Annotated in this window: 15 protein-coding genes, 1 tRNA gene and 1 pseudogene; 9 read left to right on the top strand and 8 right to left on the bottom strand. The window is 66.7% G+C overall.

The window, feature by feature from the left end:
• Window positions 1–44: 44 nt before the first annotated feature.
• From G6N66_RS16020 to G6N66_RS16030, 3 genes are read left to right on the top strand one after another with little or no spacing between them, the layout of a single operon-like run.
• Window positions 45–677 (top strand): HAD-IA family hydrolase, encoded by a 633-nt coding sequence (locus G6N66_RS16020; protein ID WP_085231084.1) that lies wholly within the window; start codon window positions 45–47, stop codon window positions 675–677.
• Window positions 678–689: 12 nt separating this feature from the next.
• Window positions 690–1,181, top strand: a complete 492-nt coding sequence (locus tag G6N66_RS16025; protein ID WP_085231085.1) for a low molecular weight protein-tyrosine-phosphatase — start codon at window positions 690–692, stop codon at window positions 1,179–1,181.
• Window positions 1,181–1,987, top strand: coding sequence for an SURF1 family cytochrome oxidase biogenesis protein (locus G6N66_RS16030; RefSeq protein ID WP_085231086.1), 807 nt, complete (start codon window positions 1,181–1,183; stop codon window positions 1,985–1,987). The genes G6N66_RS16025 and G6N66_RS16030 overlap by 1 nt, the downstream gene beginning before the upstream one ends.
• A 475-nt stretch (window positions 1,988–2,462) precedes the next feature.
• On the opposite strand, the gene G6N66_RS16035 is transcribed toward G6N66_RS16030, so the two are convergent.
• The gene (locus tag G6N66_RS16035) at window positions 2,463–3,374 is read right to left on the bottom strand and encodes a cobalamin biosynthesis protein (protein WP_085231087.1); all 912 of its coding nucleotides are present in this window, start codon (window positions 3,372–3,374) and stop codon (window positions 2,463–2,465) included.
• A gap of 52 nt (window positions 3,375–3,426) precedes the next feature.
• Here G6N66_RS16035 and G6N66_RS16040 point away from each other — a divergent pair, with 52 nt between their 5' ends.
• The 3 genes from G6N66_RS16040 to G6N66_RS16050 are packed head-to-tail and all read left to right on the top strand — an operon-like array spanning window position 3,427 to window position 5,422.
• Window positions 3,427–4,242, top strand: coding sequence for an oxygenase MpaB family protein (locus G6N66_RS16040; protein ID WP_085231088.1), 816 nt, complete (start codon window positions 3,427–3,429; stop codon window positions 4,240–4,242).
• The gene (locus tag G6N66_RS16045) at window positions 4,243–5,016 is read left to right on the top strand and encodes an SDR family NAD(P)-dependent oxidoreductase (RefSeq protein ID WP_085231089.1); all 774 of its coding nucleotides are present in this window, start codon (window positions 4,243–4,245) and stop codon (window positions 5,014–5,016) included.
• A 10-nt stretch (window positions 5,017–5,026) separates the two neighbouring features.
• On the top strand, window positions 5,027–5,422 hold the full coding sequence (locus G6N66_RS16050; RefSeq protein ID WP_085231258.1) for a VOC family protein: 396 nt from the start codon (window positions 5,027–5,029) through the stop codon (window positions 5,420–5,422).
• A 7-nt stretch (window positions 5,423–5,429) separates the two neighbouring features.
• Here G6N66_RS16050 and G6N66_RS16055 read toward each other — a convergent pair whose 3' ends face one another.
• Complete coding sequence (locus G6N66_RS16055; protein ID WP_085231090.1) at window positions 5,430–6,548, bottom strand: epoxide hydrolase family protein; 1,119 nt, start codon at window positions 6,546–6,548, stop codon at window positions 5,430–5,432.
• 403 nt (window positions 6,549–6,951) lie between these two features.
• On the opposite strand from G6N66_RS16055, the pseudogene G6N66_RS29590 reads away from it, so the two are divergent.
• A pseudogene (locus G6N66_RS29590) lies at window positions 6,952–8,597 on the top strand (PecA family PE domain-processing aspartic protease).
• Window positions 8,598–8,782: 185 nt separating this feature from the next.
• Here the strand turns inward: G6N66_RS29590 and G6N66_RS16070 are convergent.
• Entirely contained in the window at window positions 8,783–9,451 is a 669-nt protein-coding gene (locus tag G6N66_RS16070; protein WP_232079323.1) for a nitroreductase family protein, read from the bottom strand.
• Window positions 9,452–9,545: 94 nt separating this feature from the next.
• On the opposite strand from G6N66_RS16070, the gene G6N66_RS16075 reads away from it, so the two are divergent.
• Window positions 9,546–10,214, top strand: a complete 669-nt coding sequence (locus G6N66_RS16075) for an adenosylcobinamide amidohydrolase (protein WP_085231091.1) — start codon at window positions 9,546–9,548, stop codon at window positions 10,212–10,214.
• On the opposite strand, the gene G6N66_RS16080 is transcribed toward G6N66_RS16075, so the two are convergent.
• The 5 genes from G6N66_RS16080 to G6N66_RS16100 form a co-directional block, all read right to left on the bottom strand.
• A complete protein-coding gene (locus G6N66_RS16080; RefSeq protein WP_085231092.1) occupies window positions 10,211–10,510 on the bottom strand; it encodes a hypothetical protein in 300 nt (99 codons plus the stop codon). The two genes, G6N66_RS16075 and G6N66_RS16080, sit on opposite strands and share 4 nt — an antisense overlap.
• A 559-nt stretch (window positions 10,511–11,069) precedes the next feature.
• Window positions 11,070–11,141, bottom strand: a tRNA-Val gene (locus tag G6N66_RS16085).
• A 48-nt stretch (window positions 11,142–11,189) separates the two neighbouring features.
• Window positions 11,190–11,651, bottom strand: coding sequence for a peroxiredoxin (locus G6N66_RS16090; protein ID WP_085231094.1), 462 nt, complete (start codon window positions 11,649–11,651; stop codon window positions 11,190–11,192).
• The gene (locus tag G6N66_RS16095; RefSeq protein ID WP_085231095.1) at window positions 11,651–12,073 is read right to left on the bottom strand and encodes a DUF3052 domain-containing protein; all 423 of its coding nucleotides are present in this window, start codon (window positions 12,071–12,073) and stop codon (window positions 11,651–11,653) included. Before G6N66_RS16095 ends, G6N66_RS16090 begins: the two co-directional genes overlap by 1 nt.
• 82 nt (window positions 12,074–12,155) lie before the next feature.
• The gene (locus tag G6N66_RS16100) at window positions 12,156–12,746 is read right to left on the bottom strand and encodes a hypothetical protein (RefSeq protein WP_085231096.1); all 591 of its coding nucleotides are present in this window, start codon (window positions 12,744–12,746) and stop codon (window positions 12,156–12,158) included.
• 119 nt (window positions 12,747–12,865) lie between these two features.
• Here G6N66_RS16100 and aceE point away from each other — a divergent pair, with 119 nt between their 5' ends.
• Window positions 12,866–15,655 (top strand): pyruvate dehydrogenase (acetyl-transferring), homodimeric type, encoded by a 2,790-nt coding sequence (aceE, locus tag G6N66_RS16105; protein ID WP_085231097.1) that lies wholly within the window; start codon window positions 12,866–12,868, stop codon window positions 15,653–15,655.
• Window positions 15,656–15,712 lie beyond the last annotated feature (57 nt).

The following is a 15,712-nucleotide window of genomic DNA, read 5'->3' on the forward strand; positions in this document are numbered from 1 at the left end:
GCCGCCGCATCACCGACAATGGGAGCGTGACAGCGCCCCAGCTGGTGATCTTCGACCTCGACGGCACCCTGACCGACTCCGCAGAGGGGATCGTCGCCAGCTTCCTGCACGCGCTCAGCCACGTCGGCGCCCCGGTACCCGCCGGCGACCTGGCCGCCCAGATCGTCGGCCCGCCGATGGATGACACTTTTCGCGCGATGGAGCTCGGCGAGCACGCCGACGCGGCGATCGCGGCATTCCGGGCCGAGTACGGCACCCGCGGCTGGGCGATGAACACCTTGTTCGACGGGATCGCGCCGCTGCTGGCCGATCTGCGCGCGGCCGGGGTCCGGCTGGCCGTGGCCACCTCCAAATTGGAACCGACGGCGCAGCGCATCCTGGCCCATTTCGGGCTCGAGCAGCATTTCGAGGTCATCGCCGGCGCCAGCCCGGACGGTTCGCGCAAAACCAAGATCGAGGTGCTGGCGCACGCGCTGGACCAGCTGCAGCCATTGCCCGAGCGGGTGCTGATGGTCGGTGACCGCAGCCACGACGTCGACGGTGCCGCCCACCATGGCATCGACACCGTGGTGGTCGGTTGGGGTTATGGACGGGCCGATTTCCCCGAGGGGTTTTCCATGACCGGCGTGACGCACGCCGCGACCGTCGACGAGCTGCGAAAGGCTTTGGGTGTCTGAGGGTGTCTGAGGGTGTCTGAACCGCTGCACGTGACGTTCGTCTGCACCGGCAACATCTGCCGCTCGCCGATGGCCGAGAAGATGTTCGCCGACCAGATCCGGCGCCGCGGCCTCGGCGACGCGGTGCGGGTGACTAGTGCGGGCACCGGCGACTGGCACGTGGGCAGCGGCGCCGACGTCCGCGCCGCCCGGGTGCTGCATGCCCACGGCTACCCGACCGAGCACCGCGCCCGACAGGTCGACGACGATCACCTGTCCGCTGATCTGCTGGTGGCCTTGGGGCGCAACCACGTTCGGCTGCTGCGCCAGCTGGGGGTCGATGACGACCGCATTCGGATGTTGCGGTCGTTCGATCCCCGCTCGGGCGCTTATGCCCTCGACGTCGAGGACCCCTACTACGGTGACCACGATGACTTCGAAGAAGTTTTCACCGTCATCGAGGCCGCGTTGCCCGGCCTGCACGACTGGGTCGACGAACAGCTCGCGGAGAATGGCCGGGGCTGATGCGCCGTCTGTCGTTCCTGTTGCGGCCGGGCTGGATCGCGCTGGCGCTGGTGGTGATCGCGTTTACCTACCTGTGCTTCATGGTGCTCGCGCCGTGGCAGCTGGGGAAGAACAGCCGGACGTCGCGGGAGAACCACCAAATCGAGCGTTCCCTGAACACCGACCCGGTGCCGGTGAAAACTCTGCTGCCGCAGCAGGATTCGTCCGCACCAGGCGCGCAGTGGCGCAGGGTGACGGCAACTGGGCATTTTTTGGCCGACGTGCAGGTGCTCGCCCGGCTGCGGGTGGTCGAGGGCGAGCAGGCGTTGGAGGTGCTGGCGCCCTTCGTCGTCGACGACGGGCCGACCGTCCTCGTCGACCGCGGCTACGTGCGACCCGAGCCGGGCGCTCATGTGCCGCCCATCCCCCGACCGCCCGACGGCGCCGTCACCATCACCGCACGCCTGCGTGACTCCGAGCCGATGGGTAAGGATCCGATCACCCGAGACGGCTTTCAACAGGTGAATTCGATTAACACCGAACAGCTTTCGGTGTTGATGAAAGTTCCGCTGGCCGGGTCCTACCTGCAATTGGTGGAAAATCAGCCGGGCGGTCTCGGTGTGATCGGCATCCCGCATCTGGACGCCGGGCCGTTTCTGTCTTACGGCATCCAGTGGATTACCTTCGGCATCCTGGCCCCGATCGGGTTGGGCTATTTCGTCTACTCGGAGTTCCGGGTGCGCCGCCAGCAGAAGCCGGCGCCTGCTACCGAAGCCCCGATGAGCGTCGAGGAGAAGCTCGCCGACCGCTATGGGCGCCGACGATAGTCGCATTAATCACGGCTGTCACACCAGTCTCTGCGCCGACACATACACCTTTTTGTCCACCTTCGCGCGACAATCCGCTCGGGCGGTCGAGTAGCTGAGCAGTTGAGTGTGATCCCATGGCTTTCGGTGTGAAGCCAGGGCGACATTTTCCCCGATCTGACCGCCATAGGCTCACACTGAAAGCCCTACGTCCACAACCATCGCCGCGAGCGCGGCCCGCGGCATTCAATGTGAAACCAGGGCGCGATTTCCCCGATCTGACCGCCATAGGCTCACACTGAAAGCCCTACATTCACAACCATCGCCGCGAGCGCGGCCCGCGGCATTCAATGTGAAGCCAGGGCGCGATTTCCCCGATCTGACCGCCATAGGCTCACACTGAAAGCCCTACATTCACAACGATCACCGTGAGCGCGGCCCGCGGCATTCAATGTGAAGCCAGGGCGCGATTTCCCCCGATCCAGCCGCCATAGCCTCACACTGAAAGCCCTACGTTCACAATGATCACCACGAGCGCGGCCGCCGCCTGCACCACCCGCGACAACAGCACCGCCCGCCGCAGATCGGCTACCGTGGGCTCGCGACCGTCGCCCAGCGTGGGCCGGATCTGCAGCTCGTGGTGGTAGTGGGTGGGCCCGCCGAGTCGCACCCCGAGCGCCCCGGCGAAGGCCGCCTCGACGACGCCCGCGTTGGGGCTGGGATGCGCCGCCGCGTCGCGGCGCCAGGCCCGCACCGCCCCCGACGGGGATCCGCCGACCACGCCCGCGCACAGCACCACCAGCGCCGCCGTTGCACGTGCCGGGACAAAGTTGGCCGCATCATCCAATCGCGCTGCGGCCCAGCCGAATCGGAGATACCGCGGCGAGCGGTGCCCGATCATCGCGTCCAACGTGTTGATGGCGCGGTAGCCCAGCACCGCGGGCACACCCCCAACCGACGCCCACAGCAGCGGCGCCACGTGAGCGTCGGAGGTATTCTCCGCGATCGATTCCAGCGCCGCGCGCGCCAGGCCCGCACTATCCAGCCGGGCGGGGTCGCGTCCACACAGCGAGGGCAGTAGCCGTCGGGCAGCTTCGATGTCGTCGCGCTCCAACAGCTCGGCCATCGACACGCCCGTGCGCGCCAGGGTCGTTCCGCCCAGCGCTATCCAGGTCGCCAACGCGGTGGCCGCCGCCGACCGCCGCACGGCCGCACCCAGCAAGCCGACCGCGCCGACCAGCAGGCAGACGTGCCACACCCCAGCCATGCGGCCGTCGCGGTAGGTGAACCGCTCCACGCCCGTCGCCGCCCGGCCGAACACGGCGACGGGATGCCCCCGTTGCGGGTCGCCGAGCACCAAATCGGCCAGGTAGCCGGCCAGCACGCCAACGGTTCTCGACCCAAACACCTCGGCAGCGTCTCACACGTGGTTCACTCGGACCTATGGGGCACGATCCGCGATGAAGCGGCCCGCCACCCGGGTCGCCGACCTATTGAACCCGGCCGCGACGTTGTTACCGGCCGCGAACGTGATCATGCAGCTGTCGTTGCCGGGCGTCGGCTACGGCGTGCTGGAAAGCCCGGTGGACAGCGGCAACGTCTACAAGCATCCGTTCAAGCGGGCCCGCACCACCGGCACCTACCTGGCGGTCGCGACCATCGGCACCGAAACCGACCGCTTGCTGATCCGCGCCGCGGTGGACGGTGCACATCGGCAGGTGCGATCCACGTCGTCGAGCCCGGTGTCCTACAACGCATTTGACCCCAAGCTGCAACTGTGGGTGGCCGCGTGCCTGTACCGCTACTTCGTCGAGCAACATGAGTTCCTGCACGGCCCACTCGGTGACGACGAGGCCGACGCGGTCTATCACGACGCCAAACGGCTGGGAACCACGCTGCAGGTGCCCGAGCGGATGTGGCCGCCGGACCGGGTGGCGTTCGACGAGTACTGGAAGCGCACGCTCGACGAGCTGCGCATCGACCCGCCGGTGCGCGAGCATCTGCGCGGGGTGGCGTCGGTGGTCTTTCTGCCGTGGCCGTTGCGGGCGCTGGCGGGCCCGTTCAACCTGTTCGCGACGACCGGGTTCTTGGCCCCGGAATTTCGCGCGCTGATGCGGCTGGACTGGTCGGAGGGCCAGCAGCGCCGCTTCGAATGGCTGCTGACCGCCCTGCGGCTTGCCGACCGTCTGATCCCGCATCGCGCCTGGCTCTTCGGCTATCAGCTGTACCTGTGGGACATGCGGGCGCGGGCGCGACGAGGCATGCGGATCGTCTAAATGAGCCGTCTCGCGGGCAAGGTCGCGGTCATCACCGGCGCGGGCTCGGGTATCGGGTGGGCGGCCGCCAAACGATTCGCCGAGGAAGGCGCCCGCGTCGTCTGCGCCGACATCAGCGGGCAGGAACGCGACACCGCCGAGCTGCTCGGCGATGCCGCCGTGCCGGTGCGCGTCGACGTCACCACGGCCGCCGACGTCCAACGCATGATCTGCACCGCCGTCGACAGCTTCGGCCGAATCGACATCCTGCTCAACAACGCCGGATTCGGCGGCCCACACGCCGCCTTGGCCGACATCGACGAGGCGGTGTTCGACACCATCCTGGCGATCAACCTCAAGGGTGTCTTTCTCGGCATGAAGTACGCGATCCCGGCCATGCTGGAAGCCGGCGGCGGCGCCATCGTCAACACCGCCTCCGCGTCGGGACTGGTGGGGTGGAAGGGCTTGTCGTGCTACGCCGCGGCCAAAGCCGCGGTGGTGCAGATGACGAAATCCGCGGCGCTGGACTACGCCCAAACCAACGTGCGGATCAATGCGATTTGTCCCGGCATGACCTACACCGGCATGGCCGGAGGCAAACCCGGCGACGAGGCGCCCGCCGGTGATTACCTGCCGACGCCGATGGCGCGCTGGGGCGAACCCGCCGAATTGGCCGCGGCCGCTTTGTTTCTCGCGAGCGACGAAGCCTCATTCGTCACCGGCGCCGCGTTGGCCGTCGACGGCGGCTACTCTGCGAGCGGCCCCCTGCTCAGCCGGTCCCGCAAACCGGGTTAACGTGGAATACATGACTTTCCCGGCACTCAACCACGTCGCCGTCACGGTCCGTGACATCGAGATCAGCGGGCCCTGGTACTGCGAACTTCTGGGCGCCGAGCCTCTTACCGACGACCACGACGACGCCGGCTACCGGTACCAGGTGTGGCTCCTGAGCGGCGGGACGCTATTCGGCATCCATCAGCACGACCGCGCTGCGCCCGACGAGAAGTTCAGCGAGCACCGCGTCGGGCTCGACCACATCGCCTTCGGCTGCGCGAACCGAGCCGAGCTGGAAACGTGGGTCACCCGGCTGAACGAGCTCGGCATCGAGCACGGCGGCATCGTCGATGCGCCTTACGGGTCGGGCCTGAGCTTCCGTGACCCCGACGGCATCGCCCTGGAATTTTTCGCGCTGCCCGGATAGCGCCGGGTCAGCGCACCGTCGCGAAGAACGCGCGCACGTCGTCGACGAACAATTCCGGTTGCTCGAACGCCGCGAAGTGCCCGCCGCGCGGCATGTCGGTCCAATGCGTGATGTTGTAGACCGGCTCACACCACGACCGCGGTGCGCTGAGCACCTCGGCGGGGAAATTGGCTATGCCGGTGGGCAATTCGACGCGGTCCATGTTCCCCCAGGACCGGAAGCTCTGCCAATAGAGGCGGGCCGAGGACGCGCCGGTGTTGGTCACCCAATAGACCATCACGTTGTCCAGCAGCTCGTCGCGGCTGAACGACTTCTCGGGGTGGCCGTCGCAGTCCGACCACGCCCAGAACTTCTCCACGATCCACGCCATTTGACCCACCGGTGAATCGGCCAGGCCGTATCCCAAGGTCTGCGGCCGGGTGGATTGCTGCTTGGAATAGCCGGTGCCGGTGTTGCGGTGTTCGGCCAGCGCGGCCAACGCCCGCTTTTCTTCCTCGGTCGGGTTGGCCAGCGATTCCTTCGTCGGCCTGCCGATCGCCATGTTCAGGTGGATGGCGGCGCAGTGCCCGCCGTTGCGCCCGATCTGTGTGGTGACCGCCGAGCCCCAGTCCCCGCCCTGGGCGCCGTAGCGCTCGTAGCCAAGGCGCAGCATGAGCGTGTCCCAGGCCTTGGCGATTTTTTCCACACCCCATCCGGTGCTGGTGGGCTTGCCCGAAAAGCCGTATCCCGGCAGCGACGGGCACACGACGTGGAAGGCGTCCTCGGCGCGTCCCGATACAGGGTTGGTCAGCGGCTCGATCACCTTGTGGAACTCCACAATTGAGCCCGGCCAGCCGTGCGTTAGCACCAACGGAAAGGCGTCCTCGTGCGGTGACCGCTGGTGGATGAAGTGAATGTCCAGCCCGTCGATCTCGGCGGTGAACTGGTCGAACCGGTTCAGCGCGGCCTCACGCGAGCGCCAGTCGTAGTCGTTGGCCCAATAGGCGGCCAGCTCGCGCGTGTAGCTCAGCGGGATGCCCTGGCTCCAGTCGTCGACACATTCGGCCTCCGGCCATCGGGTGCGCGCCAACCGCGAGCGCAAATCATCGAGAACATCATCAGCAACATCGATACGAAACGGCTTCACCCGTTCATAGTGCCGCCAGCGCGCAACCGGGCATGCGCCACCCCCCGTTGAGCGACTCGATCACCGTGCCCGGGGAATAAGGCTCGCAGCCGTGACGTTCTCCGCTTTCATAGGCGCTGATCGATAAAGAGCCTCAATTAACCCATAACACAAGACGATTGGCGGTGCGCGTTACATCGACCTAGAGTTCGGTCACGGGGGTCGAGGGGTGCGTATCGCTGAGGGCAGCCTGCGGCGAAATTTGTTTTCACACAGTGCGATTGAACAAAGAAGGTGCGGACATCATCGCCATCGATATCCACATCACTGTCATCCCATATATGAGTCGACGGCCGTCGGCTCGTAAGTCAATTCAATTGCGGCTCGGAGGATTTCGCGGCCAGCTCCGGCGGAGGTAACGGATATGTCGTATGTAGTCACAGCACCGGAGTGGATCGAGTCAGCGGCGGCGGAGCTGAAAAGCATGAGTGCGGAGCTGGATGCGGCGCACGCGTCGGTTACCGCTAGCACCACGGGACTTGTTCCGGCGGGTGCAGACGAGGTATCGACCGCGGTCACGGCGCTCTTTGCTGAATACGGCAAAGAGTTCCAAAAGCTCGGTACGCAGGCCAGCGCGTTTCATCAGCAGTTTGTGCAAGCGCTGAGCTCGGGGGCGGGCGCGTATGCGGCCACCGAGGCAGCCAACGTTTCCTCCTTGCGGACGCTCGAACAAGATGTCCTGGGTGCGATCAATGCACCGACCGAGGCGTTGCTGGGGCGTCCGCTGATCGGCAATGGGGTCAACGGCACTGCCGCGAATCCCAACGGCGGGGACGGTGGACTGTTGTTCGGCAACGGCGGTAACGGTTTCTCCCAAACGACGTCGGGGGTAGCTGGCGGCGCCGGTGGTTCGGCGGGCCTGATTGGCAATGGCGGCGCCGGCGGGGCCGGCGGAGCCGGCGCAGTGGGTGGCGCCGGCGGCCTGGGCGGCTGGCTGGCCGGCAAAGACGGGGCCGCCGGCGTCGGGTCAGCGGTGAACGCCACCGTCCCGCTGACACAGGTGACCACCAGCACCGGCAACCTTGGAAGCATCGCGGGCCATGTGAGCGTCTCGGTCAACGGTGGAAAGACCGTCCCGATGACGGTGGATACCGGTCCGCGGGCCTTGTCATTCCCATCAACGACATCGGCCTACAGCACCTTGGTTTTCCCACCGGGTTCCACATGTTCACCTATGGCACGTCCCAGCAGAACCTGACCGAATTCGCGGTCAGCTTCAACACGACGATCAACTTCGGTAACGGCATCGTCACCGCGCCGACCGAAGTGAATGTGCCGATCTTCTCGATCGAACACCTGAACGTGAGTCTGATTGATCCCATCACCATTTCACTCCCGGGCGGACTCTCGCCCATCGAAATCAGCAAAATCCCTGTGACACTTGCCTATCCCGATCTACCGCCCTTTACTAAGACGTTCCCGTTGGGCGACTCCGGTGCGCAGGGAATTTTGGGTGTCGGCGCCAGCGGCCTAGAACCAAGTAGCCCCGTCACCACCGCGTTGCCCGGCCAACTCAGTCAGGGCGTGCTCATCAACGCGCCCGGTGGTTACCTGGAGTTTGGCCCCAACCCACTGACCCCAGGTGTCTCGGTTCCCGGATCGCCGATCACCACACTGGACGTGCAAATTAACGATGGGCCACTGACCACCGTGACGGCGGCCATCGACGCCGGCGGACAGTACGGCTCCATCCCGTCGTCACTGGTTCCGAGCACAGTCCCGGTAACCTCGCCCGGCCTACCGGTGTCCTTCGGCGAAGCGTTGCCGCCCGGCACCGAGATTTCGGTTTACACCAGCAACGGCCAGACTCTGCTCTATCAATTCACCACGACCGCTACCCAAAGCCCGGTGGTCACGCCCGGAACACCTTCGGCCAGCAATCTTTTCAATACCGGGTTCGTCCCGTTCATGGATCAACCGATCTACATCGCGAACGGCCCCAACGCCGGTAGCCCCGGAATCCCGGGGGCATTCGCCCCGAACCTCGGCACGACAATCTTCGATCTTTAGCGGCACTAGCGCGTCGTCAGCTCAAAGACCCGTATCTCGCGATCCGTGCGGCCGCGATAGGCGTCATAGTTGTGCGCGTAGTCGGCGAATTTCCTGAAGACGCGCTCGGCCTCCGGCCCGTCAATTGTCTAGCGGTGACCGGTATTTCACGTCCGCCCAACGCACATCCGGAAACGTCTCATCGCTCACGAGGCGGCGCCCTCTAGAAACGCTCGGTTGCCGTATCGGTCGAGCGAGACGAGTTCGCCGACCGGCCGACGCGTGGTGGGACCGTACTTGCCCATCGGCCAGCCCAGCGGAATAACCGCGCACGGAGTGACATTCCGCGGCAACCCCAAGGCACGCTTGGCCAATAGCGTGCTCCACAGCGGCATGGTGATCAGCGCCGCGCCCAGCCCGGCCGCGCGCGCCGCCAGCAGCAGGTTCTGCACCGCGGGATAGATGGACCCGTAGGCGCTGCTCGCGGCTATCGGGGGCCAAGGCGCAACGGTGCCCTTCAGGCATGCCACCACGACGACGGGGATGTCGTCGAAGTGCTCCACCTGCCAGCGCACGGCCTTGAGCGTCCGCAGCATCTTGTCGTCGCCGCGGCGGCGCAGGGTGCGCTGGTAGGCGGGCCCGAAGACACTCCAGGCCCGGCGAGTCAACCGGCCCAGCTTCGTGACCACGCCGCGATCCTTGACGACGATGAACTCCCAGTTCTGCGCGTTCGAACCGGTCGGCGCCTTCATCGCCAGCTCGAGCAGATGCAGCACCAGCGCGTCGTCGACCGGGTCGGGCTTCAGACGGCGGATGGCACGCTGGGTCCGCATCACCTCTTCGAGGGGCATGTTGAGCGGTTCGTGTTGGGTCATGACCACGATTCAACACGCCCGCCCGCGCAGCGCACGAGCGTAACCCCACTGCGAAAATCCACAGCCGACGTCGCAGCCTGGTTACGCTCGCGAAGTGCATCCACGGTTGACCGCCCGGGTAGAGCAGGCTCGCTCGCTGCCGGTGTTGCTGTGGCAGTTCGCCGAGCCCCGACTGTGCATCTCGTCGGGCCCGCTGGGCGGCGGCCTCGGCGCCCGGAACTGGGTGCTCAACGCCACGGTCCCCCTCGATTACGACCGCACCGACCCGGACCGCCACCTGACCGAGATCGGCAGCGCGCTCAATCTCGCCGGCACCGGCTGCGGGCTGCTCACCGCCGTTGACGTGACCCGGCATCACCTCGCCGCCGACGGCGGCGTGTCCACCACGGCAACCGTCGGGCTGTCCAGCCCGGCCTGGGCGGCCGCGCCCGACGGGCACTTCCGCCGCGAGGCACCGTCCGGTGAGCACTACCCGGTGGGGACGATCAACATCGTGGTCGCGGTGCCGGTGCGGCTGTCCGAGGCAGCGCTCGTCAATGCCGTGGCCACCGCGACAGAAGCCAAAACGCAGGCGCTCTACGAGGTTGGGGTGCGGGCCACCGGCACCGCCTCGGACGCGGTCGTCGTGCACTGCCCGACCGACGGGATTGCGGAGACCTACGGCGGGCCGCGCTCGGCGTTCGGCGCCCGGATCGCACGAGCGGTGCACGCGGCCGTCCGGACCGGCGCCCAATCCTGGATTTCCGGCGCGCCCGAACGCTAGTTGGGGTCGCGGACCGAATCGAGGCGCTCGTTTACCCGAGCCAGCGCCTCGTCGAAGACCTCCACCTTTTCGCCACGGCGTTCGTTGGCCGGCTGGGCGGCGCCGCGAGCACCTTCACTCGCCACCCGGGCAGCGCCCTGGCGCCGCAACAGGCTGAAGTTCTTCTCACGCGCGGCCCGGAGCCGGCCCTGTAGATCCTTCAGTTGCTGCTCGTCCATGCGCTCCAGGGCGGCGGGGTGGCTCTCGCCGATCAGCGAGTCTTCCTGCTGGGTCAGGTTCACACGGTGGTTGCTCACCGTAGATTCATAGCCTGCGCCACCACGCCGGCGCAGCGAGCTGCCGAACCGTCACGTCGGGGCCATCTCACGTTCACGTTGACGCGGCACGAATCGCGCCTCACCCACGAGATCCCCTCTACCAGAGCGCTATTCGACCTTCCGCCAGGTCTGGCAATTGCTGGAATGAAACGCGACGTCTGTCGGTTCGATGGTCACCCGAACGGGTCCGGTCTCCACACCTTCGGCGATCGTCGATTCGCGACTCTCGTTGAGGCTGCGCAGGCGTGCCCACACGCAGCTCTGTCCAAGCGCGGGAGGTTCTGAGGCGTATTTTCCCGGTCGGATCTCGGATCCGACGACGAACTTTCCGTCGCCGGGAATGGTGTCCGCGGTGGGGCGATCGGAGAGCGCGGGTCTTTCGCTTTGCGCGGGGCTGGGGCTCTGTGCCTTCGGTGAATTACCCCCGCACGCCGAACAGACGCAGGCCGCTGCCATTAGCGCCGCACAAATCGCGGGTTTCACAATGGCAAATCGTACTGACAGCGGCCGACGGCTGATCGCTTCTGACGTACCTTCGTGGGCGCGGACGGTATCGAACCGCCGACCGCTGGTGTGTAAAACCAGAGCTCTACCACTGAGCTACGCGCCCCTATGCCCGAGGCAGGCTACACGCCCGAACGCCAACCCCCCAAAACCGTCACCCCCGCAAAGCGGCCAACGCCGAAGTCCACAGCCGTTGGTCGCGGGATTCGCCGGGCTCTTTCATCTCGGCAAACTGGATGATCCCGGACCGGTCGACGACGAAGGTGCCCCGGTTGGCATAGCCGGCGGCGTCGTTGAACACCCCGTAGGCCTGACTCACCGCGCCGTGCGGCCAGAAGTCCGACAGCACCGGAAACAGGAAGCCGCTCTCGGTCGCCCAGATCTTATGCGTGGGCGGCGGGCCTACGGAAATGGCCAGCGCCGCGCTGTCGTCGTTGTCGAACTCCGGCAGGTGATCCCGCAGCCGGTCCAGCTCGCCCTGACAGATCCCGGTGAACGCCAGCGGAAAAAACACCAGCAGCACGTTCTTGGCACCGCGGTAGGAGCTGAGGGTGACGGGTTGCTGATTCTGGTCGCGCAGCGTGAAGTCGGGCGCCGGGGTTCCGACGGGAAGCATCAACGCTTCCCGGCGCGTGACTTCGGCTGTACCAGGCGGCTGGCGCTCCAGTCGCCGAGGTTGACCGACGAGGTCGGCATCAGGCCCGCGGTGGGGGCGGCCTCGGCGATCTCGGCGGGCAGCACGTGACCGGGCTTGCCGGTCTTGGGCGTCAGCACCCAGATCACCCCGTCTTCGGCCAACGGGGTGATCGCATCCATCAACGTGTCGACCAGATCCCCGTCGCCGTCGCGCCACCACAGCAGGACGACGTCAATGACCTCGTCGCTGTCCTCGTCGAGCAGCTCACCGCCGCAGGCCTCCTCGACCGCGGCGCGGATGTCGTCGTCGGTGTCTTCGTCCCAACCCCACTCCTGGACGACTTGGTCTCGTTGGATGCCCAGCTTGCGACCGTAGCCCGGGGCGTGATCCTCCGCGACCACCGTGGAGCCTCCTTAAACTGTCCGCGCGCCCTGCGATGGGCTTTATCGTCGCATAAGTAAATGCCGGGCCGTTACAGCCACCTCAGAAGGACGCCAGACACAGTTTCAACGCCTTGGTCTTGGTGTCGTTGAGCTGGTCGACCCGCTTGTTGAACTCCCCGGTCGGGGCGTGTGTGCCGATGGCGTTGGCGACCGCGTGGGCGGCGTCGACGTAGGCGTTGAACGCGTCCCGCAGATCCGAGGACATCGCGTCGTTGAGCGCGCCGCCGACGGTGGAGGCGCTGTCGTTGAGCGCGTCGATGGCCGGGCCCTCGGTGGGGCCGGTGTTGTGGCCCTGGTTGTAGGTCTTGACGAACACGTTGACCTTGTCGATCGCGGCGCTGCTGCTGGTGGCGAGCGTGTCACAGGAGGTGCGAATCGCCTTGGTGGTCAAGGATTGTTGCCGTTGAGACTCGCGGACGCTCGAGGTCGCGATCGACGCCGAAACCGACGCGGACACCGACGCCCGGTAGGCCGGGGCGACCTTGGTGTTCGGGGTGGCCATGCCGTCGGTCATCTTGGTGCATGCCGCCACCACCATCAACGTCGCGGCCAAGCCACCAATGCACCCGGACAGCAGGGCGCGGCGCTTGGCCGACTCCCCCGCCGGAACGGCACGCCATCCGTTGAGCACGGCTCCTGACGTTACCGGGTCGCACCTGCTATCGCCCTCAACGCACCGGATTGGCGTGGGTGGGGCACGATAAAGGGCGATCGTCCACACAGAAAACCCGCCGAGCACAGGAGCGGAAGTTGACCACCGAGTTCGCGCGCCATGACCTGGCGAAAAATCCAAGCAGCGCAAGCGAACCCGACCGGGTTCGGGTGATCCGCGAGGGCGTCGCGTCCTACCTGCCCGACATCGATCCCGAAGAGACCTCGGAGTGGCTGGAGTCCTTCGACGAACTGCTGGACCGATCCGGCCCCGCGCGGGCGCGCTATCTGATGTTGCGGCTGCTGGAACGCGCCGGCGAGCAGCGGGTGGCCATCCCCGCGCTGACGTCCACCGACTACGTCAACACCATCCCCACCGAGCTGGAGCCCTGGTTCCCCGGCGACGAAGACATCGAACGCCGCTACCGGGCCTGGATCCGCTGGAACGCGGCGATCATGGTGCACCGCGCGCAGCGGCCGGGGGTAGGCGTGGGCGGCCACATCTCGACGTATGCCTCGTCGGCGGCGCTCTACGAGGTCGGGTTCAACCACTTCTTCCGCGGCAAATCGCATCCGGGCGGCGGGGACCAGGTGTTCATCCAGGGCCACGCCTCCCCCGGCATCTACGCCCGCGCATTCCTGGAAGGTCGGCTCAGCGCCGATCAGCTCGACGGGTTCCGCCAGGAACACAGCCACGCCGGCGGCGGCCTGCCGTCCTACCCGCATCCGCGGCTGATGCCCGACTTCTGGGAATTCCCGACGGTGTCGATGGGCCTGGGCCCGATGAACGCCATTTATCAGGCCCGCTTCAACCACTATCTGCACGACCGCGGCATCAAGGACACCTCCGATCAGCACGTGTGGGCGTTCCTCGGCGACGGCGAGATGGACGAACCCGAAAGCCGCGGGCTGGCCCATGTCGCCGCGCTGGAAGGCCTGGACAACCTGACCTTCGTCGTCAACTGCAACCTGCAGCGCCTCGACGGCCCGGTGCGCGGCAACGGCAAGATCATCCAGGAACTGGAGTCGTTCTTCCGCGGCGCCGGCTGGAACGTCATCAAGGTGGTGTGGGGCCGCGAGTGGGACGCCCTGCTGCACGCCGACCGCGACGGCGCGCTGGTGAACCTGATGAACACCACCCCCGACGGCGACTACCAGACCTACAAGGCCAACGACGGCGCCTACGTGCGTGACCACTTCTTCGGCCGCGACCCGCGCACCAAGGCGCTCGTCGAGCACATGACCGATTCCGAGATCTGGAACCTCAAGCGCGGCGGGCACGACTACCGGAAGGTCTACGCCGCCTATCGCGCCGCCGTCGACCACAAGGGACAGCCGACGGTGATCCTGGCCAAGACCATCAAGGGCTACTCGCTGGGCGCCCACTTCCAGGGTCGCAACGCCACCCACCAAATGAAAAAGCTTGCGCTGCAAGACCTTAAGGACTTCCGCGACGCCATCCGGATCCCGATCAGCGACGCGCAGCTGGAGCAGGACCCCTACCTGCCGCCGTACTACCACCCCGGCCCGGACGCCCCGGAGATCCGCTACCTGCTCGACCGCCGCCGCACCCTGGGCGGGTTTGTGCCCGAACGCCGGACCAAGGCCAAAACGCTCAAGCTCCCCGGTCGCGACACCTACGCCGCGCTGAAGAAGGGGTCCGGGCAACAGGAGGTCGCCACCACCATGGCGATCGTGCGCACCTTCAAGGAAGTGTTGCGGGACAAGGAGGTTGGCCCGCGGATCGTGCCGATCATTCCCGACGAGGCCCGCACGTTCGGCATGGACTCCTGGTTTCCGTCGTTGAAGATCTACAACCGCAACGGCCAGCTGTACACCGCCGTGGACGCCGATCTGATGTTGGCCTATAAGGAGAGTGAGGTCGGCCAGATCCTGCACGAGGGCATCAACGAGGCCGGTTCGTCGGCCAGCTTCATCGCGGCCGGGACCTCGTATGCCACCCACAACGAGCCGATGATCCCGATCTACATCTTCTATTCGATGTTCGGGTTCCAGCGCACCGGCGACAACCTGTGGGCCGCGGCCGATCAGATGGCCCGCGGGTTCCTGCTCGGGGCCACCGCCGGACGCACCACGCTGACCGGCGAGGGCCTGCAGCACGCCGACGGCCAGTCGTTGCTGCTGGCGGCCACCAATCCGGCGGTGGTCTCCTACGACCCGGCGTTCGCCTACGAAATCGCCTACATCGTCGAAAGCGGGCTGGCCCGGATGTTCGGGGAAAACCCGGAGAACATCTACTTCTACATCACCGTCTACAACGAGCCGTATGCGCAGCCACCGGAGCCGGACAACTTCGACCCCGAAGGCGTGCTGCGCGGCATCTACCGGTACCGCACGGCCACCGAGCGGCGCTCCAACAAGGCGCAGATCCTGGCGTCGGGGGTGGCCATGCCCGCGGCGCTGAAGGCGGCCGAGATGCTGGCCGCCGAGTGGGACGTCGCCGCCGACGTGTGGTCGGTGACCAGTTGGGGCGAGCTGAACCGCGACGGCATCGAGGTCGAGAAGGCCAAGCTGCGCCACCCCGACAGGCCGGCCGGCACCGCCTACCTGACGAAGGCGCTGGCCGACGCGGCCGGCCCGGTGATCGCCGTGTCGGACTGGATGCGCGGGGTTCCCGAGCAGATCCGGCAGTGGGTGCCCAACACCTACGTCACGCTCGGCACCGACGGGTTCGGCTTCTCCGACACCCGCCCGGCCGCCCGCCGCTACTTCAACACCGACGCCGAATCGCAGGTGGTCGCCGTGCTGGAGGCGTTGGCTCGCGACGGCGAGATCGACCCGTCGGTGCCGGTCGCGGCCGCGCGCCAATACCGGATCGACGATGTGCTCGCCGCTCCGGAGCAGACGTCCGACCCCGGCGTGGCCTAGCCACGCCTCGCCAACGGCCTTGGCCGGAACTTCCAGAAATCAGGCGTAGCTTTTAGG

Origin of the sequence: Mycobacterium conspicuum, assembly GCF_010730195.1 — a bacterium.
Taxonomy (GTDB): domain Bacteria; phylum Actinomycetota; class Actinomycetes; order Mycobacteriales; family Mycobacteriaceae; genus Mycobacterium; species Mycobacterium conspicuum.

Coding starts and splice junctions, on each gene's coding strand:
- G6N66_RS16030 (WP_085231086.1), top strand. CDS start 1,181: ATGCGCCGTCTGTCGTTCCTGTTGCGGCCGGGCTGGATCGCGCTGGCG.
- G6N66_RS16040 (WP_085231088.1), top strand. CDS start 3,427: ATGAAGCGGCCCGCCACCCGGGTCGCCGACCTATTGAACCCGGCCGCG.
- G6N66_RS16045 (WP_085231089.1), top strand. CDS start 4,243: ATGAGCCGTCTCGCGGGCAAGGTCGCGGTCATCACCGGCGCGGGCTCG.
- G6N66_RS16050 (WP_085231258.1), top strand. CDS start 5,027: ATGACTTTCCCGGCACTCAACCACGTCGCCGTCACGGTCCGTGACATC.
- G6N66_RS16070 (WP_232079323.1), bottom strand. CDS start 9,451: ATGACCCAACACGAACCGCTCAACATGCCCCTCGAAGAGGTGATGCGG.
- G6N66_RS16090 (WP_085231094.1), bottom strand. CDS start 11,651: ATGCTTCCCGTCGGAACCCCGGCGCCCGACTTCACGCTGCGCGACCAG.